The following is a 17,235-nucleotide window of genomic DNA, read 5'->3' as shown; positions in this document are numbered from 1 at the left end:
GTGGCGTGCGCGGCCACCGCCGAGGCGTCCCAGGCCACGTCCGCCCGCAGCGCGATCCACGGCGACAGGGCCAGCATCAGCCCGATCACCGCCAGGTACAGCGGATACAGCCGGAACACCCGGCCGATCCAGAACCCCCGCAGATCGCCGCGCCGCTCCAGCGACTGCGGGATGATGTAGCCGCTGACCAGGAAGAACACCAGCACCCCGTACATGCCCACGTTGAACGCGGTCGGCCGCAGCCACGGCATGGCCCACGTGGTCAGGTGCTCCCCCACCACCGCCAGCGCCCCGATCCCGCGCAACGCGTCCAGCCACCCCAGCCGGGACGACATCGTCCGAGCAGCCTGGCCAGGATCAACAGGACCGGTCACCATACGGGCCAACGTATCGAACTAAATCCCCATATCGACCCCGATATCGACCAGGCGACAGGCGGGGAACGCGTTCCCCTAGGGCTGATCCCTTAGGCGTGGCGTGGTACGCGCACCGCCCGTCGTACGCGTGAAGATGTAGACCGATCGCCTCCGCCGGCAGGACGTTCTCCGGCGCCGATTTCGTCAGTCTGAATCCAGACGGAAACGACACCGGCAAGGAGCACGAAATGATCGAGAACACGATTTCGAAGCTGGCCGCCTGGCTTTCCAAGCACAGCATCGACGTCCTGCGCGTCAGCCTCGGGCTGGTCTTCGTGGCCTTCGGCACGCTCAAGTTCTTCCCAGGAGTCAGTCCGGCGGAAGCCCTCTCGGTGGCCACGCTGGAGAAGCTGTCGCTGGGAACGCTGTCGGGCTACGCGGCCCAGCTGGTGATCGCCGGCATGGAGGTCTTCATCGGCCTCACGCTGGTCACCGGCCGATTCCTGAAGACCGGGCTGGTGGTGATGACCGGGGCTCTGGCCGGGTTCTTCGCACCGTACGCGCTCTTCTTCACCGACCTGTTCCCCGGCGCCCCGACGCTGGAGGCGCAGTACATCTTCAAGGACATCGTCCTGGCCGCCGCGGCCATGGTGATCGGCGCTCGCGCCCTGGGCGCCCGCCTGGTGCCGGCGCACGAACGCCATGTGGAGCGGGCGCGTGACATCCGCGAGCGAGTGGCCGCCTGAGCCGAGACAGTGGTGATCTTGGCACTGCGGCGAGCGGGCGGGGTTCCGTGAACACCGGAGCCCCGCCCTTTTCCGCTGACCGAACCCGCGCCTTTCCCTTTGACGAAAATCGAATGCGCCAGGAGTGCGGCCGGTGTTGCATGAATCAGATGATCGACGAACCGCTGGAACGCCTCCGCGCCGCCGCCCGGCGCACCCGTGAGCACGCCCTCAACCGGACGGCCACCGGCCTGGGCCACGAGGACGCCGACGACGACGCCGGCACGATCGGGACGGACGCCGCCCTCGGCTTCGACCCGTTCCCCCTGCTCGAAGCCCTCCATCGCACCGGCGCCCGGGTCGTGGTGATCGGACAGGCCGCCGGCATCATGCATGGATCCGCCGAACTGACCGGCGACCTGGACCTGCTCTGGGACGGCGCCGCGGCTCACGCCCCCGCCCTGGCGGCCGCCTTCGCCTCCGTCGACGCCCGACTCGTCGACGAATCGGGCAACCCCCTGCCGGCCCGCCCGGATTCCTTTCTTCGCCCCAAAGTGGGGTTCACCTCGCCCGGAGCGAGCGGCGACTGCTGCACCCCGGCGCTCCCCTGGGGCGGCCTGCAAGTCCGGGAGTGCCTCGGCCACGCCGTCACGGCAACCGACCCGGGCGGCCTGGAAGTCCGCTACGTCTCCCGGCAGGACCTGATCCGGATGCGCCGCGCCCTGGGCCGCCCCAAGGACCTCCGGCGAGCGGACGAACTGGACTACCCGGACCGTCGGGGCCGTCCGTCGCCGTCCGTACGCGACGAGGCGGGCCGGTAGTGCAGCAGAACGGTCCGCGCGTCGAAGGTCCGCGACTCGACAAGCCGCAGATCGAGCCGCTCCTTGACCCCGGGGAACAGGGCCTTGCCACCGCCCAGCACGACCGGGTGCACGACGACCTGGTACTCATCGACCAGGCCATGAGCGGTGAGCTCGCCGGCCAGCGACGCCCCGCCCATCAGCAGCAGGTCCTTGCCCGGCTCAGCTTTGAGCGCGGTGACCTGCTCGACCAGGTTCGCGCCGTTGATGACCCGTGCGCCATGTCCCGGCTCCCGCAGCGTGCGGGAGAACACCACCTTGGCAGTACGCCGCCAGACCGGGGCGAACTTGAGGTCATGAGGGTCGTCGGAGATGGATTCCACGTTCGGCCAGTAGCCGGCCATCATCTCCCAGACCGGACGACCGTAGAGGAAGGTGTCAGCCCGATCCACCAGACTGAAGGAGTAGGCCGACAGCTCCGGGCCCATGGCGGGCCAGTCGAACTCACCGTTCGGGCCCTCGATGTAGCCGTCCAGCGAGACGTGAACGAAGTGGATGATCTGCCGCATGGTCATGCTCCTCCGCTTAGGTGCTTTCACCGGGTGGTCGGAGCGGCCACCGCGTCTTTGACATGACCGGCGAAAGTTTTTCTGGATGCTTCGGCAATGCGAAGCCCATCATGAACACCCGCTCGAACCGCGGATCGACACCAACGGCCCTCGCCGGCCCCCTGGTGATGTGGAGCGGCGCGTACGCCCTCACCCCCGACGGGAGCGAACTCGCCTCAGCCCCAACAACCGGGGTCGAGTTTCACGCGGCGCGCGGCGTGAAAGTCACGCGGGAGTCGCCTTCGCCGATGGCGATGTTCAACACCCCGTCCAGGGCCTTCGCGGACAGGCCAAGCTCGATCCGGCGGTTGCAGACCGCCTGCCCGAGATCGCCGGCAAGCTGCCGGGTCGGCGTGTCTTCCAGGCGCTGGGGTTCATCAGCTCTCCTCGCGCCGGTCGTAGGTGCGCTGAGCATGGCCGTGCTCGGCGCAGCCTGAGCCGCTGATCGAGATCGAGTGCCCCTGAAGTGTCCTGGTTCGGGACATACGCAACCGCGGCGATCAACAGCGCGGGCGGTGTGTCCAAGGGCTGGGTGTCCGTCGTGGCCCGCTACCGGGCTGAGGGCGAGGCGGCGTTCCAGCCTCGGTCCCGGCGGCGGCCGCGCACCTCGCCCTTGGCCGGAGCTACGGGATGGATGGGGCAGGCCCGATCGCGATCCGACTGCCCGCACAAGCCCCGCCGGCATCCGAACCGACACTCATCGTAACCGTTCGATAACGATCAGTTCAACGCTCCTTTCAGCGTCTCCTGGAGTAGAAGGCTTCCCGGAAACAGGGATTGTTGAGGGGGGATGTTGACCGGCGATCGTTTCATGCGGCTGAACGGAGCCGCCTGGGGGGCAATCGGCGTAGCTGTCGCCGTCATCGCGCTTGTCGTGCCCTACGCCCTGTCACAGCCCGAAAGCCCGCCTCCCAGCCCAACTCCGACCCTCACACCCGTGCCCACACCCGCTCCGACCCAGTCCTCCACACCCGCTCCAGTTCCGCCCTCCACACCCGCACCGACACCGGTCTCGGCTACCAGATGGGAGGGTCTGGTGACGCTCCAGGAATACGGCCATATCCACCCCGAGCAAGCCAAAGACTTCGATGCAGTTGCTCCCTCAGCGGGCGAAGAGGCCGATTTCGCGGCGGGCGATGTGGAGGAGACGACCGGGCAGCGCAGCGTGGGAGACCTGCACGCGGTGGGCGAAGGGGCGCAAATCGCCCTATGGCCGGAGCGGGGGATGCCGACCCACGAAGACTGCAGCCGCCACATTGGCCCCAACGCGGTATCCGAGCTGCTGAACCTCCACGAACGCGACATCGTGTGTGCCCAGACAAGCGAGCAACGTATTGTGCGCCTGCAAGTGATCAAGCTGACCGACGACGCGAGCCTTCAGGCCAGGGTGACCGTCTGGGAGCGATAGACCCGGGCGCGAGGAGCCCTCAGGGTCAATTCCGGTTCATCTGGAGAACGAAGGTGGTAGCTGCACAGACAGCGCTTCCACAGCCGGCCGGCCCGCGCCCGTCACCGAGCAGGCCGCCACGCTCCGCGACTCGCGGTGGCGCTCGCGAGAATCGGCAGAGCGGAGAGTGCCGCGAGCACACGGCGGACGGGATATCGGTGGCTCCTGGTCCGCCGCACCCTGACCACCGGCATACTCGCCGCTCAGCGCCTGGGTGAAGATGACGGCGCGCCCGGCCTTGTACGTCTGCATAATGACCTGCGCGGCACCCGCGCAGCAACGCGGCAGAATCCCCGAAGCCATGGTCGGAGCGCCCATGACAGGGGGCGCCCCGACTCCGGTCAGGCTATGGCTGGATTACCGGCGCCATGACTCGTCGCGCATCAGCCTCGGCAGGCGCGGCCACCACCGACCCATCTCTCGGTGACGACGCCGGCAGCGTCGGTGATGGTGACCTTGGCGCCGAACAGCGACCCGGGTATGCAGCTACCGCCCCCCTGGGTGTAGCGGGCCACCGGGTCCGAGATTCTGGTGCTCATGGTCATCATGTTGGGGCCTTTGCTCCATACGGCGGTGGCCGGGTCCGTGCCGCCCTCCCACCGCGCCTCACAGAAGACATAGAAGACACTGGTGCCGGCGCTGCAGTAGGCGAAGGTGACGGTCGGGGCTGAGGCAGAAGCGGCTGCCGTCGGAGTGGGAAGGACTGTGACGCATAGGACGCCTATGGCGGCGACAGCTAAGTTGCGTTTCATGGCCCATGGCCTCATTGATGGGTCTCCCTTGGAAAGAGAATTCGTCTGACGGTGGAACAAATTGCTCTTCTGCGGGCATGCCTGCTCACATCGTAGGAGCTGTTCGACGATCGGTCCATATCTCCGCATGGCCGCGACGAGCGGAATGGATAGTCCTCCATTGCCGTCCGTCACTTCACTTGACAAAGGAGGTTCCCTCGTGAAAATCCAGAAAAATAAGCGGATCGTCGGTGCCGAGCGCGCCCAGCTCACCGCTGCGGTCGTCGCCCAGTACGCCAGCGGCGAGTCGATCCGCCTCATCGCTGACTCCATCGGCCGCTCCTACGGGTTCGTCCACCGCCTCCTCGAAGAGGCCGACGCCGAGCTTCGCCACCGCGACGGCGACAGGCGAGCGAAGAAGACGGACATCCCGGCCGGAGCGACCGCGTGACCCCGGACCAGACCGCGGCCAAGGCCGCCGGCCTTGAACATCCACTGCTTGCGCCCCTCGGCGCGGATGGTCGCCTTCGTCTCGCCAACGAGGATCTGCCGGATTTTCTCGGCCTGCTCTCGGTCGACCTCAAGGAGGCGTTGCTGCTCCTCGGCCTGTGCGATCAGTGCTGCACGGGCGGCCTGCTGGGCTTCGAGGTCGCGTCGCAGATCTTCCATCAGGGAAGCCGCCTCGGTGAAGGCGTCGCTGACGCGGCGGCTTCGCCGTCGCAGGGCCTCGCCTGGGTCCTCGTCGGCCTGGCGTAGTCGTATCCGACCAACAATCGCCAACCGCACAACCTCGGCTGCCACACTCAGCCCGAAGATGCCGGTGATCGTTAGTGCGGTCAACGTAACTGCGTCATTCACCGCTCCATTGGATCGCGTATCCTTGGAAAAAATGTCTGGCGAGATGAAACTGCGACCTCAGACATCAGGATCGCCATGACATGGCCATAATCTAAGTTATGTCCATAGATCATTCTTTGCTACCGTCAGGGCATGACTGCCGATCTGGTCCACGAACCGGGTGGCGCGGGAACGATCGCGTTTCGTCTGGCTGGTGCCGTTGCTCCTCGCAGTCGCACTTGGCCTGCTGGTCTGGGCGACGCTGACCGCGATGGGCGCCGCCTCCGGCTCCCCGTCGGACCAAACGTTACTCACAGGTGAGGACCTGCGCGACTGGACGCGTGGCGAGGTTGAACGAGTCCAGGACGCTATCGCCAGGGCACGGATGCTGACCGTGCGGAGTGGCGGTGGTCGCGCTCGCGCTCGGCCTGTCCTGGCTCGGCCCGAGGGCGGTGCCCGTCCCCGCTCGTCGTGGTGGAGTCAGCCGGCGGCCGGTTGTGCGGCTCGCTCGTCGACACCGCGGGTGGCGGGCTGATTATCAAGGCCGGTACAGATCACCAGATAGTCCCGCTGGGGGCCGTCATTCGAATCAGGCCGGTGCCCGCCTGCTCCGCCTAGATTTGGTCATGAACTTGGTGAGAGTGGAGTGAGGGCCGTGTTGAGTACGACCCCATCAGCACAGCGACGCTCCCCAGCAGTTGCACAGCAATGCGGTCTAGACCACAACGTCTTCAGACGCCCGCTAGGCGACCAATGCGAGGGCTTGAACGGAAGCTCTGTCGTGGCCCACAACTAGTGAGCGTTGACGAGAACGGGCGGGCCTCCGTGAGACTGGAGACCCGCCCGTTCGTACGATGTTCGCCCTGGTCAGCGGCCGGAACGGCTGATCAAGATCGAGTGCCCCCTGTAGGATTCGAACCTACGCACCCGGCTCCGGAGGCCGGTGCTCTATCCCCTGAGCTAAGGGGGCTCGATGCGTGACAAGGCTACCAGCATCCCGCCACCACTCGGCACCAGATAACCGTCCGTGAACACATCCCGTGAAAACCGCACGTGACCGGCCTCCCCCGGGTAGCTTTGCCGCCGTGGGCGAGGTTCTTGGCAAGGTACTGGTCGTTGACGATGACGAGGTCATCCGTCAGCTCATCGCGGTCAATCTCAACCTTGAGGGGTTCGAGGTGACGACCGCGACCGACGGGCAAGACTGCCTGGAGCAGGTGCTGGACGTGATGCCGGACGTGATCACCCTGGACGTGATGATGCCGTGCCTGGACGGCTGGACCACGGCCCAGCGGCTGCGCGCGGAAGAGGCGACCAGCCACATCAAGGTGGTCCTGATCACGGCCAGAGCGCAGGATGACGACAAGCGGCGCGGCCGTGGCCTCGGAGTGGACGCCTACCTGACGAAGCCGTTCGACCCGGCGGAGCTGATCCAGGTGGTCCGGGAACTCGCCGCGAAGGGCCGAAGCTAGCCGGCCCACCGCCGCAGCCCCCAGCAGCCCTACCCCAGGAGGCCCTGACGGCGGGCGGCGGCGGCTGCCTGGGTTCGGGTGGAGGCGTCGAGCTTGCCCAGGATGTTCGACACGTGCACGCTGACCGTCTTCTGCGCGATGAACAGCCGTTCGGCGATCTCCCGGTTGGTCAGTCCCTCGGCCACCAGCCGCAGCACCTCCAGCTCCCGGGCCGTCAGCCCGCCGTCGCCGTGCCCGCCGCCGAACCGCGCCCGCTTCCCGAACTCGGCCAGCGCGGACTCCAGCGGCACGGCCCCGAGCCGCAGGGCCACCTCGCGGGCCCGTTCCCACTCGGCCTGCGCCTGGTCCCGATCCCCGGCGGCCAGCAGGGCCTCGGCGAGCCTCCAGCGGGCCCGTGCTTCCTCGTACACGAACCCGTACGAGAAGGCGTCGACCACCTGGCGCCACAGGTCGACGTCGAGCCGTCCGTGGACGCGGTGCCATTCGGCTTCGACGCGCAGCGCCCAGGCGCGTCCTTCGGGGCCCATCTGCCCGCGTTCGCCGACGGGGCCGGAGTTGACCGAGAAGCGGGCGCGGTCGGCGAGGTCGTCGGCGCCCTCGGTGATGCCGAGCGAGGCCATCGCCCACAGTCCGATGGCGGCGATGCGGACGGCGCCCGACTCGCCGGGCAGGAGGGAGTCGAGGGCGGCGCCGACGTGGTCGAGGGCGGCGGCGGGGTCGCCGGTCCACAGCGCGTGCTCGGCGGCGAGCCCGCGGGACATGTAGGCGACGAGCGAGTCGTCCCAGAACGGCCGCAGCCACGCCAGCCTGCTCTCCACGGCAGGCAGGCCGCGCGCCACCTCGATGAACAGGGCGAACGACGACAGCGTGGCCTCGGGGGCGGTGCCGACGCGGGCGCCGAACGTGGCCGCGACCGCTTCGGCCTCGTCCCATTCGCCGGCCACGTAGTGGATGAGGAAGCGCAGGAAGCGCAGGTCGGTGCCGTACGTGCTCCAGCGCAGGCCGGTCTCGTCGGCCAGCTTGATGCCTTCGGCGGCGACCTCGGCGGCCTGGGGCAGCAGGCCCTGCTCGTAGTGGATGCGGGCGTGGTGGAAGCGGGCGCGCAGGTCCATGGCCAGGTCGCCGGTGCTCCCGGCGGAGGCGGCCTCCACCAGGTCGTGGGCGCGGGCGATGTCGTGGCGGAGCTCGGTGTGGGTGGCGAGGGTGAGCAGGGCGCCGGCCTCGGCGTCCTTGGCTCCGGCGGCGCGGGCGGTTTCGAGGGCGCGGTGTGCCAGCTCCTCGACCTCGGCGTGGCGCGGGCCCCACAGCAGCGTACGGGCGTGCGTGGCCAGGGCCCTGGCCAGCGCGATCTGGTCGAAGGCGGTGCTCACGGCGTGTTCGGCGGCGGCGACGGCGGCTTCGGCGTCCTCCATCTCGTAGAGGTAGTACGCCAGCCGTTCGCTCACCTCGGACGTGGGCGGGAGGGCGCGCAGGGCGAGGACGGCGCGGTGGTTGTCGCCGCTGTCGGCGGCCATGACGGCGCTGCGGAAGGCGAGTGCGACGCGGCTCTCGCCGGCCAGTTCGGCGGCGTTGTCGACGCGGTCCCACAGGCTGAGCACCTGGTCGTAGTGGCTGTGGGCCTCGGCGGGGGCGCCCAGTCGCTCGGCCAGGCGGCCGGCCTCGGCGGAGGCCGCGACGGCGCCGGCCAGGTTGTGGCTGGCCACGTGGTGGTGGGCGAGCTCGGCGGGTGAGGTGAGCAGGCGGGCGAAGTCGGCGTGCAGCCGGGTGCGCTCGCCGGGCAGCAGGTCGGTGTAGACGGCCTCCTGGAGGAGGGCGTGGCGGAAGGCGTAGCCGTGGCCGTGGACGCGCAGCAGGCCGCGCGAGACGATCTCGCGTACGGCCTCCTCGAAGTCGGGCAGCGGCAGCCCGGAGACCTCGCGCAGCAGCTCGTCCTCGACGCTGCGGCCGGCCACGGCGGCGGCGCGCAGCACCTGCTGGGAGGCGGGCGACAGTACCTCGACGCGGGACATGAGCAGGCTGGCCAGGCTGTCGGGCAGGGTGTCGCCCTCGGCGACGGCGGTGGCGAGCTCCTCGGCGTAGAAGGGGTTGCCGTCGGCGCGGGTGACGATCAGGCCGAGTTCGCGGGCGTCCAGCGAGCCCAGCGTCGTGACATAGTCCGACATGTCGCCAGCGCCCAGCGGGCCCAGCTCCACGTTCGTCACCGTGGGCAGGCGCTTGAGCTCGGCCAGCACCGACCGCAGCGGGTGGCGGCGATGCAGGTCGTCGGTGCGGTACGTGCCGGCCACGCAGACCCGCTCGTCCTGCACCATCCGGCTGAGGAACACCAGCAGGTCCCGCGTGGAGCGGTCGGCCCAGTGCAGGTCCTCGATCACGAACAGCACCGGCTGCAGCTCCGACAGCAGCCCGAGCAGCGTGCCGAACAGCCGCTGCTGGGTCAGCGCGGCCGACTGGGTGCCCTCCTCGCCCGGCAGGAGCTGGCTGAGCATCGGGTGGGCGGCCGCCGCCTCGCGCACCACGGGATCGGCGCCGCGCAGCGCGTCGGCCAGGGGCAGGTACGGCAGGGCGTCACCGAGTTCGGCGCACTGGCCGACGAGCACGTTGAAGCCGCGCTCGCGCGCCTCGGTGACCACCTCGCCGACCAGCCGGGTCTTGCCGATGCCCGCGTCACCGCCGATGAGCGCGACCCCGGCCGTGCCCTCGGCGGCGGCGTCGAGCACCCGGACCAGGCGGGTGAGCTCGGCCGAGCGGCCGACGAGAGTTCCATTCACGCAGTAACTATGCCATGCAGGGCAATGGTCTATATTTCAGGCCAGTAATTGGCTCTTATGTCAAGACCAAAGCCTCCCTAATCTGGTCGATGTGATCTCCTGGACGACGTTCGCGTTCTTCGTGAGCGCCTCACTGGCGCTGGTGCTGATCCCGGGGCCCAATCACCTCTACATCGTGGCCAGGGGGCTCTCCCAGGGCCGTGCGGCGGCACTGGTGAGCGCGTTCGGCGTGGAGACGGCCACGCTCGTGCACATCGCCGCGGCCGCCGCCGGGCTCTCGTACGTGATCGCGCAGTCGGCGACGCTGTTCGCGATCGTCAAGTGGGCGGGGGTGGCGTACCTGGTCTATCTGGGCATCCGGGCCTTCACCGGCGGCGGCGACGGCGAGGCCGCGCGGGCGCCCGTGCGGCAGCCGCTGCGCAAGGTGTTCCTCGAAGGCGTCGTGGTGAACCTGCTGAACCCCAAGGTCACGCTGTACTTCCTGGCTTTCCTGCCCCAGTTCGTCCGCCCGGAGGCGGGTTCGCCGGCGGCGCAGATCGTGGTGCTCGGGCTGACGCTGCTGGCGCTGGGCACGCTGTCGGACATCGTGTACGCGTTCACCGCCGGTGCGCTGAGCGGCCGCCTGACGAGCCGGGCCCGCGGGCTGCGCTACCTCAGCGGCGTCGTCTACCTGGGGCTGGGCGTGGCCACGGCGTTCACCGGGAGAAAATGACCGCATGGCGCCGAGGAAGCAGCAGGAGATCTTCGATGCGACGTTGCGGCTGGTGGCCGAGAAGGGCTACGCCGGGCTGACCGTCGAGGGGGTGGCCGAGCGGTCGGGCGTCAACAAGACGACGATCTACCGCTGGTGGCCGTCCAAGGCCGCGCTGCTCGGCGCCGCCCTGGTCGAGGCCGACCTGCTGGCGTTCGAGGCGCCCGACACGGGCAGCCTGCGCGGCGACCTGGTCGCGCTGGTGGAGGGCCTGCGCCGGCTCCTGACGGAGCCTCCGGCCCGCGACGTCGCCGTCGCCGCGCTGGCCGCCGCCGTCGACCATCCGGAGCTGGACGTCCGGCGCTTCTTCGCCGACCGGTTCGCCCGCGAGCGGCAGATCTTCGAGCGGGCGGTACGGCGCGGCGAACTGGCGGCGTCGGCCGACCCGATGCTGATCGTGGACCTGCTGGCCGGGGCGGTGTGGGTCAGAGGGGTGTTCCGCGGGCAGCCGCTCGCCGCCGGCTTCGCGGACCGGGCGGTGGCGGCGATCCTCGGCGGCGTCAGCCCTTGACCTCGGCCAGCGCGGCCGGGATGCGCTCCAGCACGGGATACGGCATCAGCCCGTAGGCGTAGAAGTCGACCGCCGCCGCGCCCGCCGCCTTGGCCCCCCTGGCCTTGGCGACCAGCCGGTCGGCGGAGTCGCTGTCGGGAAACCCCGGCCGCAGCACGGCCCGCACCTCCCGGTCCTTGCCCACGGACCGCAGGTAGGCGCCCACGTCGTCGGCCACCCGGGCGGCGTCGCGGGCGTAGGCGAGCACGCCGAAGGCGGGGACCAGGTCGCCGAGCGCCACCAGGTCGACCCCGAGCTGCCAGGCGTCGTGGGCGGCCAGGCCCGGCGTCGGCAGGCCGTCGGTGTAGCCCTTCACCGCGCCGGTCGAGTCGACGAACACCAGCTTCGACCCCTCGTCGGCGACGGCGGAGGCGACCTCGGAGACGAGCGTGGTGACGGTCTCGGAACGGGCGCGGGCGTAGGCGACGACCTCGGGGCCGGCGTAGGCGGTGAGCGCGGCCCTGGTCACCTCGCCCTGCGCGGGCGGGTCGCCGGCGAGCACGCTGCCGACGATCCTGGCGCACTCGTCGCGCGCCACCTCGGCGTTCACCCCGAGGTCGGTGGCCCGGCGCATGCAGTAGTCGCAGAAGCAGAGCCCGAACAGGTAGGCGTCCATCGGGCCGAGCGGCACGAACGAGCGCTGCGGCTTGAGCGGCGTGAAGTGCAGCGACTCCGCGACCACGCTGTCGACGCCGAGCCGGGCGACCGCCCTGGCCAGCGCGACGGCGTAGTCGCGCACGTCGGGGTGGGCGGGGCACAGGTAGGCCAGCGCGCCCCGGTCGCCGAAGCAGTCGCGCACGCTCACGTCCGGGTGCGCCTCGCCGATCGTGGCGTTGCGCAGGAACACGGTCCAGCCGTGCAGCTTGAGCCCGCGTGCCGTGCAGGCGGCGCGCAGGCCGTCGAGCGCGTCCTGGTGCCCGGCCGTCGGAGTGAGCCTCAGGCCGGAGAACAGGTCGGCCGGCGGCACCAGGTGTGCCCCGTCACGCCGGATGGTCAGCCTGGACAGTCCGTGCGGGGTGACGTCACGGGCGGCGTGGTGGACGGCGCCGACGGTGACGCCCGCCACCCCGTACGCGCTGATCCTGTCGAGCACCCGCTCGACGCCCTCGCCGCGCAGGTCCTCGACGAAGACGTACACCGAACTGTCCACGAGCCGACTTTACGCGCTCTTGTGCGCGACGAAGTCGATCTCCACCAGGATGTCCAGCAGCTCGGAGCCGACGGTGGTGCGCACCGGGAACGGCTCGGTGAAGTACGACCTGTAGACCTCGTTGTAGGCGGCGAAGTCGCGGTGCAGGTGCTGCAGGTGCACGGTCGCCTTGATCACGTCGTCGTAGCCGAGGCCGTGGGCGGCCAGGATGGCGCCGAGGTTGCGCATGACCTGGTGGGTCTGCGCGGCCACGTCGTCGCCGACGGTCTGGCCGGTGTGCGGGTCGAGCGGGCCCATGCCGGAGGTGTAGACGAAGTCGCCGACGACGAGTCCCTGCGAGTAGGCGCCGATCGGGGCCGCGCCCTCGGTGGTTCTGAGCTCTTTCTTCATGTCAGCTCCTGAAATCGGGTGGTTATGGTGCCGACGACCCGGTATTCGCGGTCGACGAGGGGAAGCTCCCGCCACTTGTCGAAGGCCGTGCACGGGTGCGAGATGCCGAACGCCAGCAGGTCGCCCGGCTTGAGCCCGTCGGCGTGCACCACCGTGTGCTGGTCCTGCATCTTGACGACGGTGACGCCGCCGCGCCTGGGGATGGGCAGCCCCTCGTCGTACGGGGCGTCGCGCTTGCCCATGCCGACGATCGCCAGGCCGGGCTCGGGGGTGGACAGCACGTGCGCCCACACCTCCAGCGCGGGCCACAGCTCGCCGTCCATCCGGTTGAACGGGGTGCGCTCCCGGTAGTAGCCGTCGTCGTGGGTGACGTACGCGCCGCTGCGCAGCAAAATGCGGGCCTGGGTGGCGACGAGGTGCCGGCCGATCACGTCGAACCACTGGCTGCCGCCGACGGTGAGGATCGGGGTTCGGATGCGCAGGTGCTCGGCGGCCTCCTGCAGCAGATCCAGATATTTCCGGACCTCTTCCGCCGTCTTCAGCGAGCCCTCGTACCCGGCGACCCCCGCCAGCTCGACCCCCTCGGTCTCCTGTACGTGCCGCGCCAGGTCCAGCAGGTCGTCGATGCTCCGGCAGCCGGCCCGGCCCCCGTCGTGCCCCAGCTCGACCAGCACCCGGAACGGCCGCGCCCCCGCGTGCGCGGCCAGGATGCCCACCCCGGTCACCGAGTCGGCGAAGGACAGGAACTCGAACTCCGGATCGCGCTCCAGCTCCCCGGCGGCCCACCGCAGCCCGGCCGGGTCCACGACCTGGTTGGCCACCATGATCCGGCTCACCCCGAACCCGCGCACGGTCATCGCCTGGCGCGGCGTGGCCACGGTCAGCCCCCAGGCCCCCGCGTCGAGCTGCATCGCCGCGATCTCCGGCGACAGGTGCGTCTTGGCGTGCGGCGCCAGCTCCAGGCCGTGATCGCGGGCGAACGCGGCCATGGCCGCGATGTTGTGCGCCAGCGCCTCGCGATGCACGACCATGACCGGGAACCCGAGCTCGCCGTCGAGCACGGAGTGTCCAAGCATCTCCCGCACATCTCCCCCTTTGTCCGCTTCTGACCTTATCCTCTGGATCTTGTACGGTCAGCGCGGGCGAAGAGCCCGGCCGGGGGTCGCACCGGTCAGCTCGCCGGCCGCCAGCACCCGCTGACCGGACACCAGCACGTCGTCCACCCCCGAGGCCAGCGTGCGCGGCGCGTCGTAGGTGGCCTGGTCGCCCACCGTCAGGGGGTCGAACACCACCACGTCGGCGGCGAACCCGGGCCGCAGCAACCCCCGGTCGCGCATGCCGAACCGCCTGGCCGGATGCGAGGCCAGATGCACCACGGCCTGCTCCCACGTCCAGTCGCCCAGCTCGCGCACGTGCCTCCCGAGGAAACGGGCGAACGCCCCGAACCCCCGCGGATGCGGATGGCCGCCCACATAGATGCCGTCGGAGCCACCGGTGTGCGACGGATGGCGCAGGACCGCCCGTACGGACTCCTCGCCGGCCGGGCCCTCGTCGGGGCGCGCGGCAACGCAGCCGGCCTGCAGGCGGGTCTCGACGAGCAGACGGCGGCAGAACGCGGCGGGATCCACGCCCGCCCGGCCGGCCGCCTCCACCATCGTCAGCCCTTCGGCCCACTCCAGGCCGGGGGCGTGCGAGATGGTCAGCCTCGGCCACGTCGACGCCAGCCCGGTCCACCAGGCGTCGAGCTCGGTGGAGGCGAGCATCTCCAGGGCCTTGTCCACCTCGGCGCCCGGCACCGAAGGCGGCAGCACCACCATGGCCAGGATCGTGCTGGCCCGCAGGTAGGGGTAGGTGTCGAAGGTCAGGTCGACGTCCTTGCCGTGCGCCTCGTCGATCAGCGGCAGCAGCACGTCGGCCGGGCCGTGCAGGTGGGAGACGTGCGCGGCGGCGCCCGACAGCTGCGCGATCTCCACCACGTCGGCCATGCCGACGCCGGCGCGGGCGCCGTAGGCCCGCATGTGCGTGACGTACGGCAGACCGGCCAGCGGCCGGCACAGCTCGGCCAGCTCCTCGGCGGTGGCGTAGCGGCCCGGCAGGTATTCGAGCCCGCTGGACAGGCCCACGGCGCCCTCCGACAGCCCGCGCTCCACGCGCGCGAGCATGAGCGCCAGGTCGTCGCGGGACGCGGCGTCGGGCGAGGCGCCCATCACGTCGAAGCGGATCGTGCCGTGCGGCAGCAGGTAGGCGGTGTTGAGTGCGACCGACCGGTCGTAGCCGCCGAGCAGCTCGGCCACCGTCAGCGGGCCCTCGCTGAGCGCGGTGAGCGGCCCGTTGACGGCGGCGAAGTAGCGGGAGGCGTAGGCGACGGTCCCGGCCGAGCCGGGCGCGAACGACAGCCCGTCCTGCCCGAGCACGAACGTGGTCACGCCCTGCCGCAACGCCGCGAGCTGCACGCCACGGTCGAAGACGGCGGCGTCACCGTGCGCGTGGCAGTCGACGAACCCCGGCGCCACCAGCCGCCCGGCCGCGTCGATCACCGCCGCCGCCCCGGCTCCGTCGAGGCGGCCCACCGCCGCGATCCTGTCGCCGGCTATCGCCACGTCGGCCCGGTACGGCGGGGCGCCGGTGCCGTCGAGCACCCGGCCGCCGCTGATGACTACGTCGAACATCACCCCAAGATTCAACCATCAGGAACTGCGCCCGGACACGGCCTCACAGGACGACTGCTTGATCACTGGCCGCTCGGCCAGCAGAGCGCGCGCCCGTGACCTGGCCAGGTTCCAGCCGTTCCACGGATCAGGCTCGTCCAGGCCGTTGGCCTCCACCACGTCGGCGAGCACGCAACTGCGCTGCGGCTCCGGCAACCGGTCCAGCGCCGGCACCGCCTCGGCGCCCAGATCGCCCAGATAGTCGGCGTCGAGGTTCTGCACGCCGCGCACCACGGCCTGCGACTCGGCGACCCGCAGATCCGGGTTCACCACCCCGAAGACGCCCAGCCCGACGGCGGTGACCAGCACGATCGTGCGCGGCAGCCAGCCCGCGCCGCGCCCAGCCAGCCGGACCGCCCCGGCCAGCAGCACCAGCGCGAACACCGCGCCCAGCCACCACACCGTCGCCTGCACCGACAACCGCAGCCGGGACAGCCCGTAGGCGTCCGTGTAGAGGTCCATCCGGTGCAGCGCCGAGACCAGGATCACCAGCGTCAGCCCGCACAACACGCCGAGCAGCCCCGACAGCAGCCAGCGCTCACGCTGCTCCGTCCTGACCGCCCCCGCCACGAACGCCACGATGCCCAGCACGACCACGCTGACCACCACGAGCTGGAAGAAGCCCTGCCTGGCGTACTCGGCATAGGTGAGCCCGGCCGTCTTCAGCACCCACGTGCTGCCGCCGAACAACGCGGTGATCTGGATCGCGACGAACGCCGCGAACAGCAGGTTCACCGCCGTCAGCGGCACCAGCCAGACGGCCTTGCTCACCCGCACCCTGACCTCGGGCGCCACCGGGTCCACGACCGGCCGCAACGCCACCAGCACCACCGCCGCCAGCAGCGCCGCGAACACCCCGAACAGGAAGAACCGCACCGGCAGCGACTCCACCCAGTCCGGCGCCGCCGTGATCCGCTCCAGATACCCGGCGAACACCGGGTCCGCCGAGGCGAACAGCAGCCCGAACACCGCCAGCAGCACCACCGTGATACCCAGCCCCGCCAGCGTCGGCAGCACCCGCCGCCGGGCCGTCAGCCTCTTCAGCGGCTTGGCCACGAACCAGGGCACCGGCCCCAGCGCCAGCAGCACCGACGCGCCGCCCCTGATCACGCCCAGCCAGCCGAGCCCCGCTCCCGACACGGCCAGCGCCACCAGCCCCGCGCCCGCCAGCAGCATGATCGCCACCAGCCAGTCGGCGTCCCGCACGGCCGCCATCGCGATCAGCCAGTACGCCACCACGCCGAACGCGACCGTCCACGGCGTCATCCGCCGCACCACGGCGGGCAGCGCCGCCGCGCCCGTCATCACCGCGACCAGCACGATGCCCAGCCCGACGTGCGCGTCGGGCAGCGCCACCGCCGCGAACACCCCCGCCCCGGCCGCCGCCGGCAGCAGCCACCGCGGCGTCTCCGGCACCTCCGGCCTCGGGAACAACGGCGGCGGCACATACACCGGCGGCCCCCCTTGCCCGGCCCCGGTCCGGGGGTGCCCGATCCCGGGCTGTCCCGGTTGCGGGTTCTGGGGTGGTTGCGGGTACTGGCCATGGGGCTGCGGGGCGATCTGGCCGCTCTGGTACGGCGCGGCGGCGGCCTGCGCCCTGGCCTCGGCACGACGTGCCGAGGCCGCCCCGAGCGAGGCGCCAGCCACCCCGAAGACCGCCGTCATCGCCACCAGCCCCACCAGCCCGGCCCCGTCACCGAGCACCATGGCAGCGAGCACGGCCACGAACAGCCCTCCGAAGAACCCGGCCATCGCCCCCAAGATCAGCCCGGCCAGGATCCGTGCCAGCCCCGCCCCGGCTCCGTCCTGCGCCACGGCCGCGCCCTGACGAGACGCGACCGCCTGCCAGGCCCCTGCCGTTTGCCGCCCCCCGGCGACAGCGGCCTCCCGGCCGATGGGCGGCCGCCCGGGGACACCCGGGCCCCAAGCAGGAGCGCCCCCC

The 17,235-nt window shown here is 70.8% G+C and carries 18 protein-coding genes and 1 tRNA gene; 8 read left to right on the top strand and 11 right to left on the bottom strand.

Going from position 1 to position 17,235, the window contains the following annotated elements:
- Nucleotides 1-335: acyltransferase family protein (locus tag ADY59_RS40290; RefSeq protein ID WP_049574380.1), on the bottom strand; the 335-nt coding region annotated here is incomplete at its 3' end.
- Between the two features lie 269 nt (nt 336-604).
- On the opposite strand from ADY59_RS40290, the gene ADY59_RS40285 reads away from it, so the two are divergent.
- Both ADY59_RS40285 and ADY59_RS40280 read left to right on the top strand, forming a co-directional pair.
- Nucleotides 605-1,102, top strand: a complete 498-nt coding sequence (locus tag ADY59_RS40285; protein ID WP_049574378.1) for a hypothetical protein — start codon at nt 605-607, stop codon at nt 1,100-1,102.
- 149 nt (nt 1,103-1,251) lie between these two features.
- Nucleotides 1,252-1,902, top strand: coding sequence for a hypothetical protein (locus ADY59_RS40280; RefSeq protein ID WP_231619122.1), 651 nt, complete (start codon nt 1,252-1,254; stop codon nt 1,900-1,902).
- Here the strand turns inward: ADY59_RS40280 and ADY59_RS40275 are convergent.
- Nucleotides 1,845-2,450 carry a dihydrofolate reductase family protein gene (locus ADY59_RS40275; RefSeq protein WP_049574392.1) on the bottom strand — a complete coding sequence of 202 codons (606 nt, stop codon included), beginning with the start codon at nt 2,448-2,450 and terminating at the stop codon, nt 1,845-1,847. The two genes, ADY59_RS40280 and ADY59_RS40275, sit on opposite strands and share 58 nt — an antisense overlap.
- 241 nt (nt 2,451-2,691) lie before the next feature.
- Nucleotides 2,692-2,904: a hypothetical protein gene (locus ADY59_RS50715; protein WP_049574372.1), complete on the bottom strand. Its 213-nt coding sequence runs from the start codon at nt 2,902-2,904 to the stop codon at nt 2,692-2,694.
- 621 nt (nt 2,905-3,525) lie between these two features.
- On the opposite strand from ADY59_RS50715, the gene ADY59_RS40265 reads away from it, so the two are divergent.
- Nucleotides 3,526-3,897 carry a hypothetical protein gene (locus tag ADY59_RS40265; RefSeq protein WP_049574369.1) on the top strand — a complete coding sequence of 124 codons (372 nt, stop codon included), beginning with the start codon at nt 3,526-3,528 and terminating at the stop codon, nt 3,895-3,897.
- Between the two features lie 422 nt (nt 3,898-4,319).
- Here ADY59_RS40265 and ADY59_RS50710 read toward each other — a convergent pair whose 3' ends face one another.
- Nucleotides 4,320-4,475 (bottom strand): hypothetical protein, encoded by a 156-nt coding sequence (locus ADY59_RS50710; protein WP_156326042.1) that lies wholly within the window; start codon nt 4,473-4,475, stop codon nt 4,320-4,322.
- Between the two features lie 412 nt (nt 4,476-4,887).
- Here ADY59_RS50710 and ADY59_RS40255 point away from each other — a divergent pair, with 412 nt between their 5' ends.
- Complete coding sequence (locus ADY59_RS40255; protein WP_197094078.1) at nt 4,888-5,118, top strand: helix-turn-helix domain-containing protein; 231 nt, start codon at nt 4,888-4,890, stop codon at nt 5,116-5,118.
- Nucleotides 5,115-5,423: a hypothetical protein gene (locus ADY59_RS40250; RefSeq protein WP_049574362.1), complete on the top strand. Its 309-nt coding sequence runs from the start codon at nt 5,115-5,117 to the stop codon at nt 5,421-5,423. Before ADY59_RS40255 ends, ADY59_RS40250 begins: the two co-directional genes overlap by 4 nt.
- Nucleotides 5,424-6,402: 979 nt before the next feature.
- Here ADY59_RS40250 and ADY59_RS40245 read toward each other — a convergent pair.
- Nucleotides 6,403-6,474 (bottom strand) — tRNA-Arg (locus ADY59_RS40245).
- A 115-nt stretch (nt 6,475-6,589) separates the two neighbouring features.
- Between ADY59_RS40245 and ADY59_RS40240 the strand changes: the two genes are divergently transcribed.
- Entirely contained in the window at nt 6,590-6,976 is a 387-nt protein-coding gene (locus ADY59_RS40240) for a response regulator transcription factor (protein ID WP_049574359.1), read from the top strand.
- Between the two features lie 29 nt (nt 6,977-7,005).
- On the opposite strand, the gene ADY59_RS40235 is transcribed toward ADY59_RS40240, so the two are convergent.
- Nucleotides 7,006-9,744: an ATP-binding protein gene (locus ADY59_RS40235; protein ID WP_049574356.1), complete on the bottom strand. Its 2,739-nt coding sequence runs from the start codon at nt 9,742-9,744 to the stop codon at nt 7,006-7,008.
- Between the two features lie 91 nt (nt 9,745-9,835).
- On the opposite strand from ADY59_RS40235, the gene ADY59_RS40230 reads away from it, so the two are divergent.
- Entirely contained in the window at nt 9,836-10,456 is a 621-nt protein-coding gene (locus ADY59_RS40230; protein ID WP_049574353.1) for a LysE family translocator, read from the top strand.
- A 4-nt stretch (nt 10,457-10,460) separates the two neighbouring features.
- The gene (locus ADY59_RS40225; RefSeq protein WP_049574351.1) at nt 10,461-11,006 is read left to right on the top strand and encodes a TetR/AcrR family transcriptional regulator; all 546 of its coding nucleotides are present in this window, start codon (nt 10,461-10,463) and stop codon (nt 11,004-11,006) included.
- Here the strand turns inward: ADY59_RS40225 and ADY59_RS40220 are convergent.
- Genes ADY59_RS40220 through ADY59_RS40200 form a run of 5 tightly spaced genes read right to left on the bottom strand, consistent with a single transcriptional unit; the run spans nt 10,996 to nt 17,108 of the window.
- Entirely contained in the window at nt 10,996-12,195 is a 1,200-nt protein-coding gene (locus ADY59_RS40220; RefSeq protein ID WP_049574348.1) for a hypothetical protein, read from the bottom strand. The genes ADY59_RS40225 and ADY59_RS40220 overlap by 11 nt on opposite strands.
- 9 nt (nt 12,196-12,204) lie before the next feature.
- Entirely contained in the window at nt 12,205-12,585 is a 381-nt protein-coding gene (locus tag ADY59_RS40215) for a RidA family protein (protein ID WP_049574344.1), read from the bottom strand.
- The gene (locus tag ADY59_RS40210; protein WP_049574388.1) at nt 12,582-13,661 is read right to left on the bottom strand and encodes an alanine racemase; all 1,080 of its coding nucleotides are present in this window, start codon (nt 13,659-13,661) and stop codon (nt 12,582-12,584) included. The genes ADY59_RS40215 and ADY59_RS40210 overlap by 4 nt, the downstream gene beginning before the upstream one ends.
- Nucleotides 13,662-13,718: 57 nt before the next feature.
- Nucleotides 13,719-15,254, bottom strand: coding sequence for an N-acyl-D-amino-acid deacylase family protein (locus tag ADY59_RS40205; protein WP_049574385.1), 1,536 nt, complete (start codon nt 15,252-15,254; stop codon nt 13,719-13,721).
- An 18-nt stretch (nt 15,255-15,272) separates the two neighbouring features.
- Nucleotides 15,273-17,108 carry a DUF4153 domain-containing protein gene (locus ADY59_RS40200; RefSeq protein ID WP_053175591.1) on the bottom strand — a complete coding sequence of 612 codons (1,836 nt, stop codon included), beginning with the start codon at nt 17,106-17,108 and terminating at the stop codon, nt 15,273-15,275.
- Nucleotides 17,109-17,235: the final 127 nt, after the last annotated feature.

It is taken from the genome of Nonomuraea sp. SBT364, assembly GCF_001083785.1.
Classification (GTDB): Bacteria; Actinomycetota; Actinomycetes; order Streptosporangiales; family Streptosporangiaceae; genus Nonomuraea.
The sequence above is the reverse complement of the archived record's forward strand: the minus strand, read 5'-3'. Positions and strand labels throughout refer to the sequence as shown.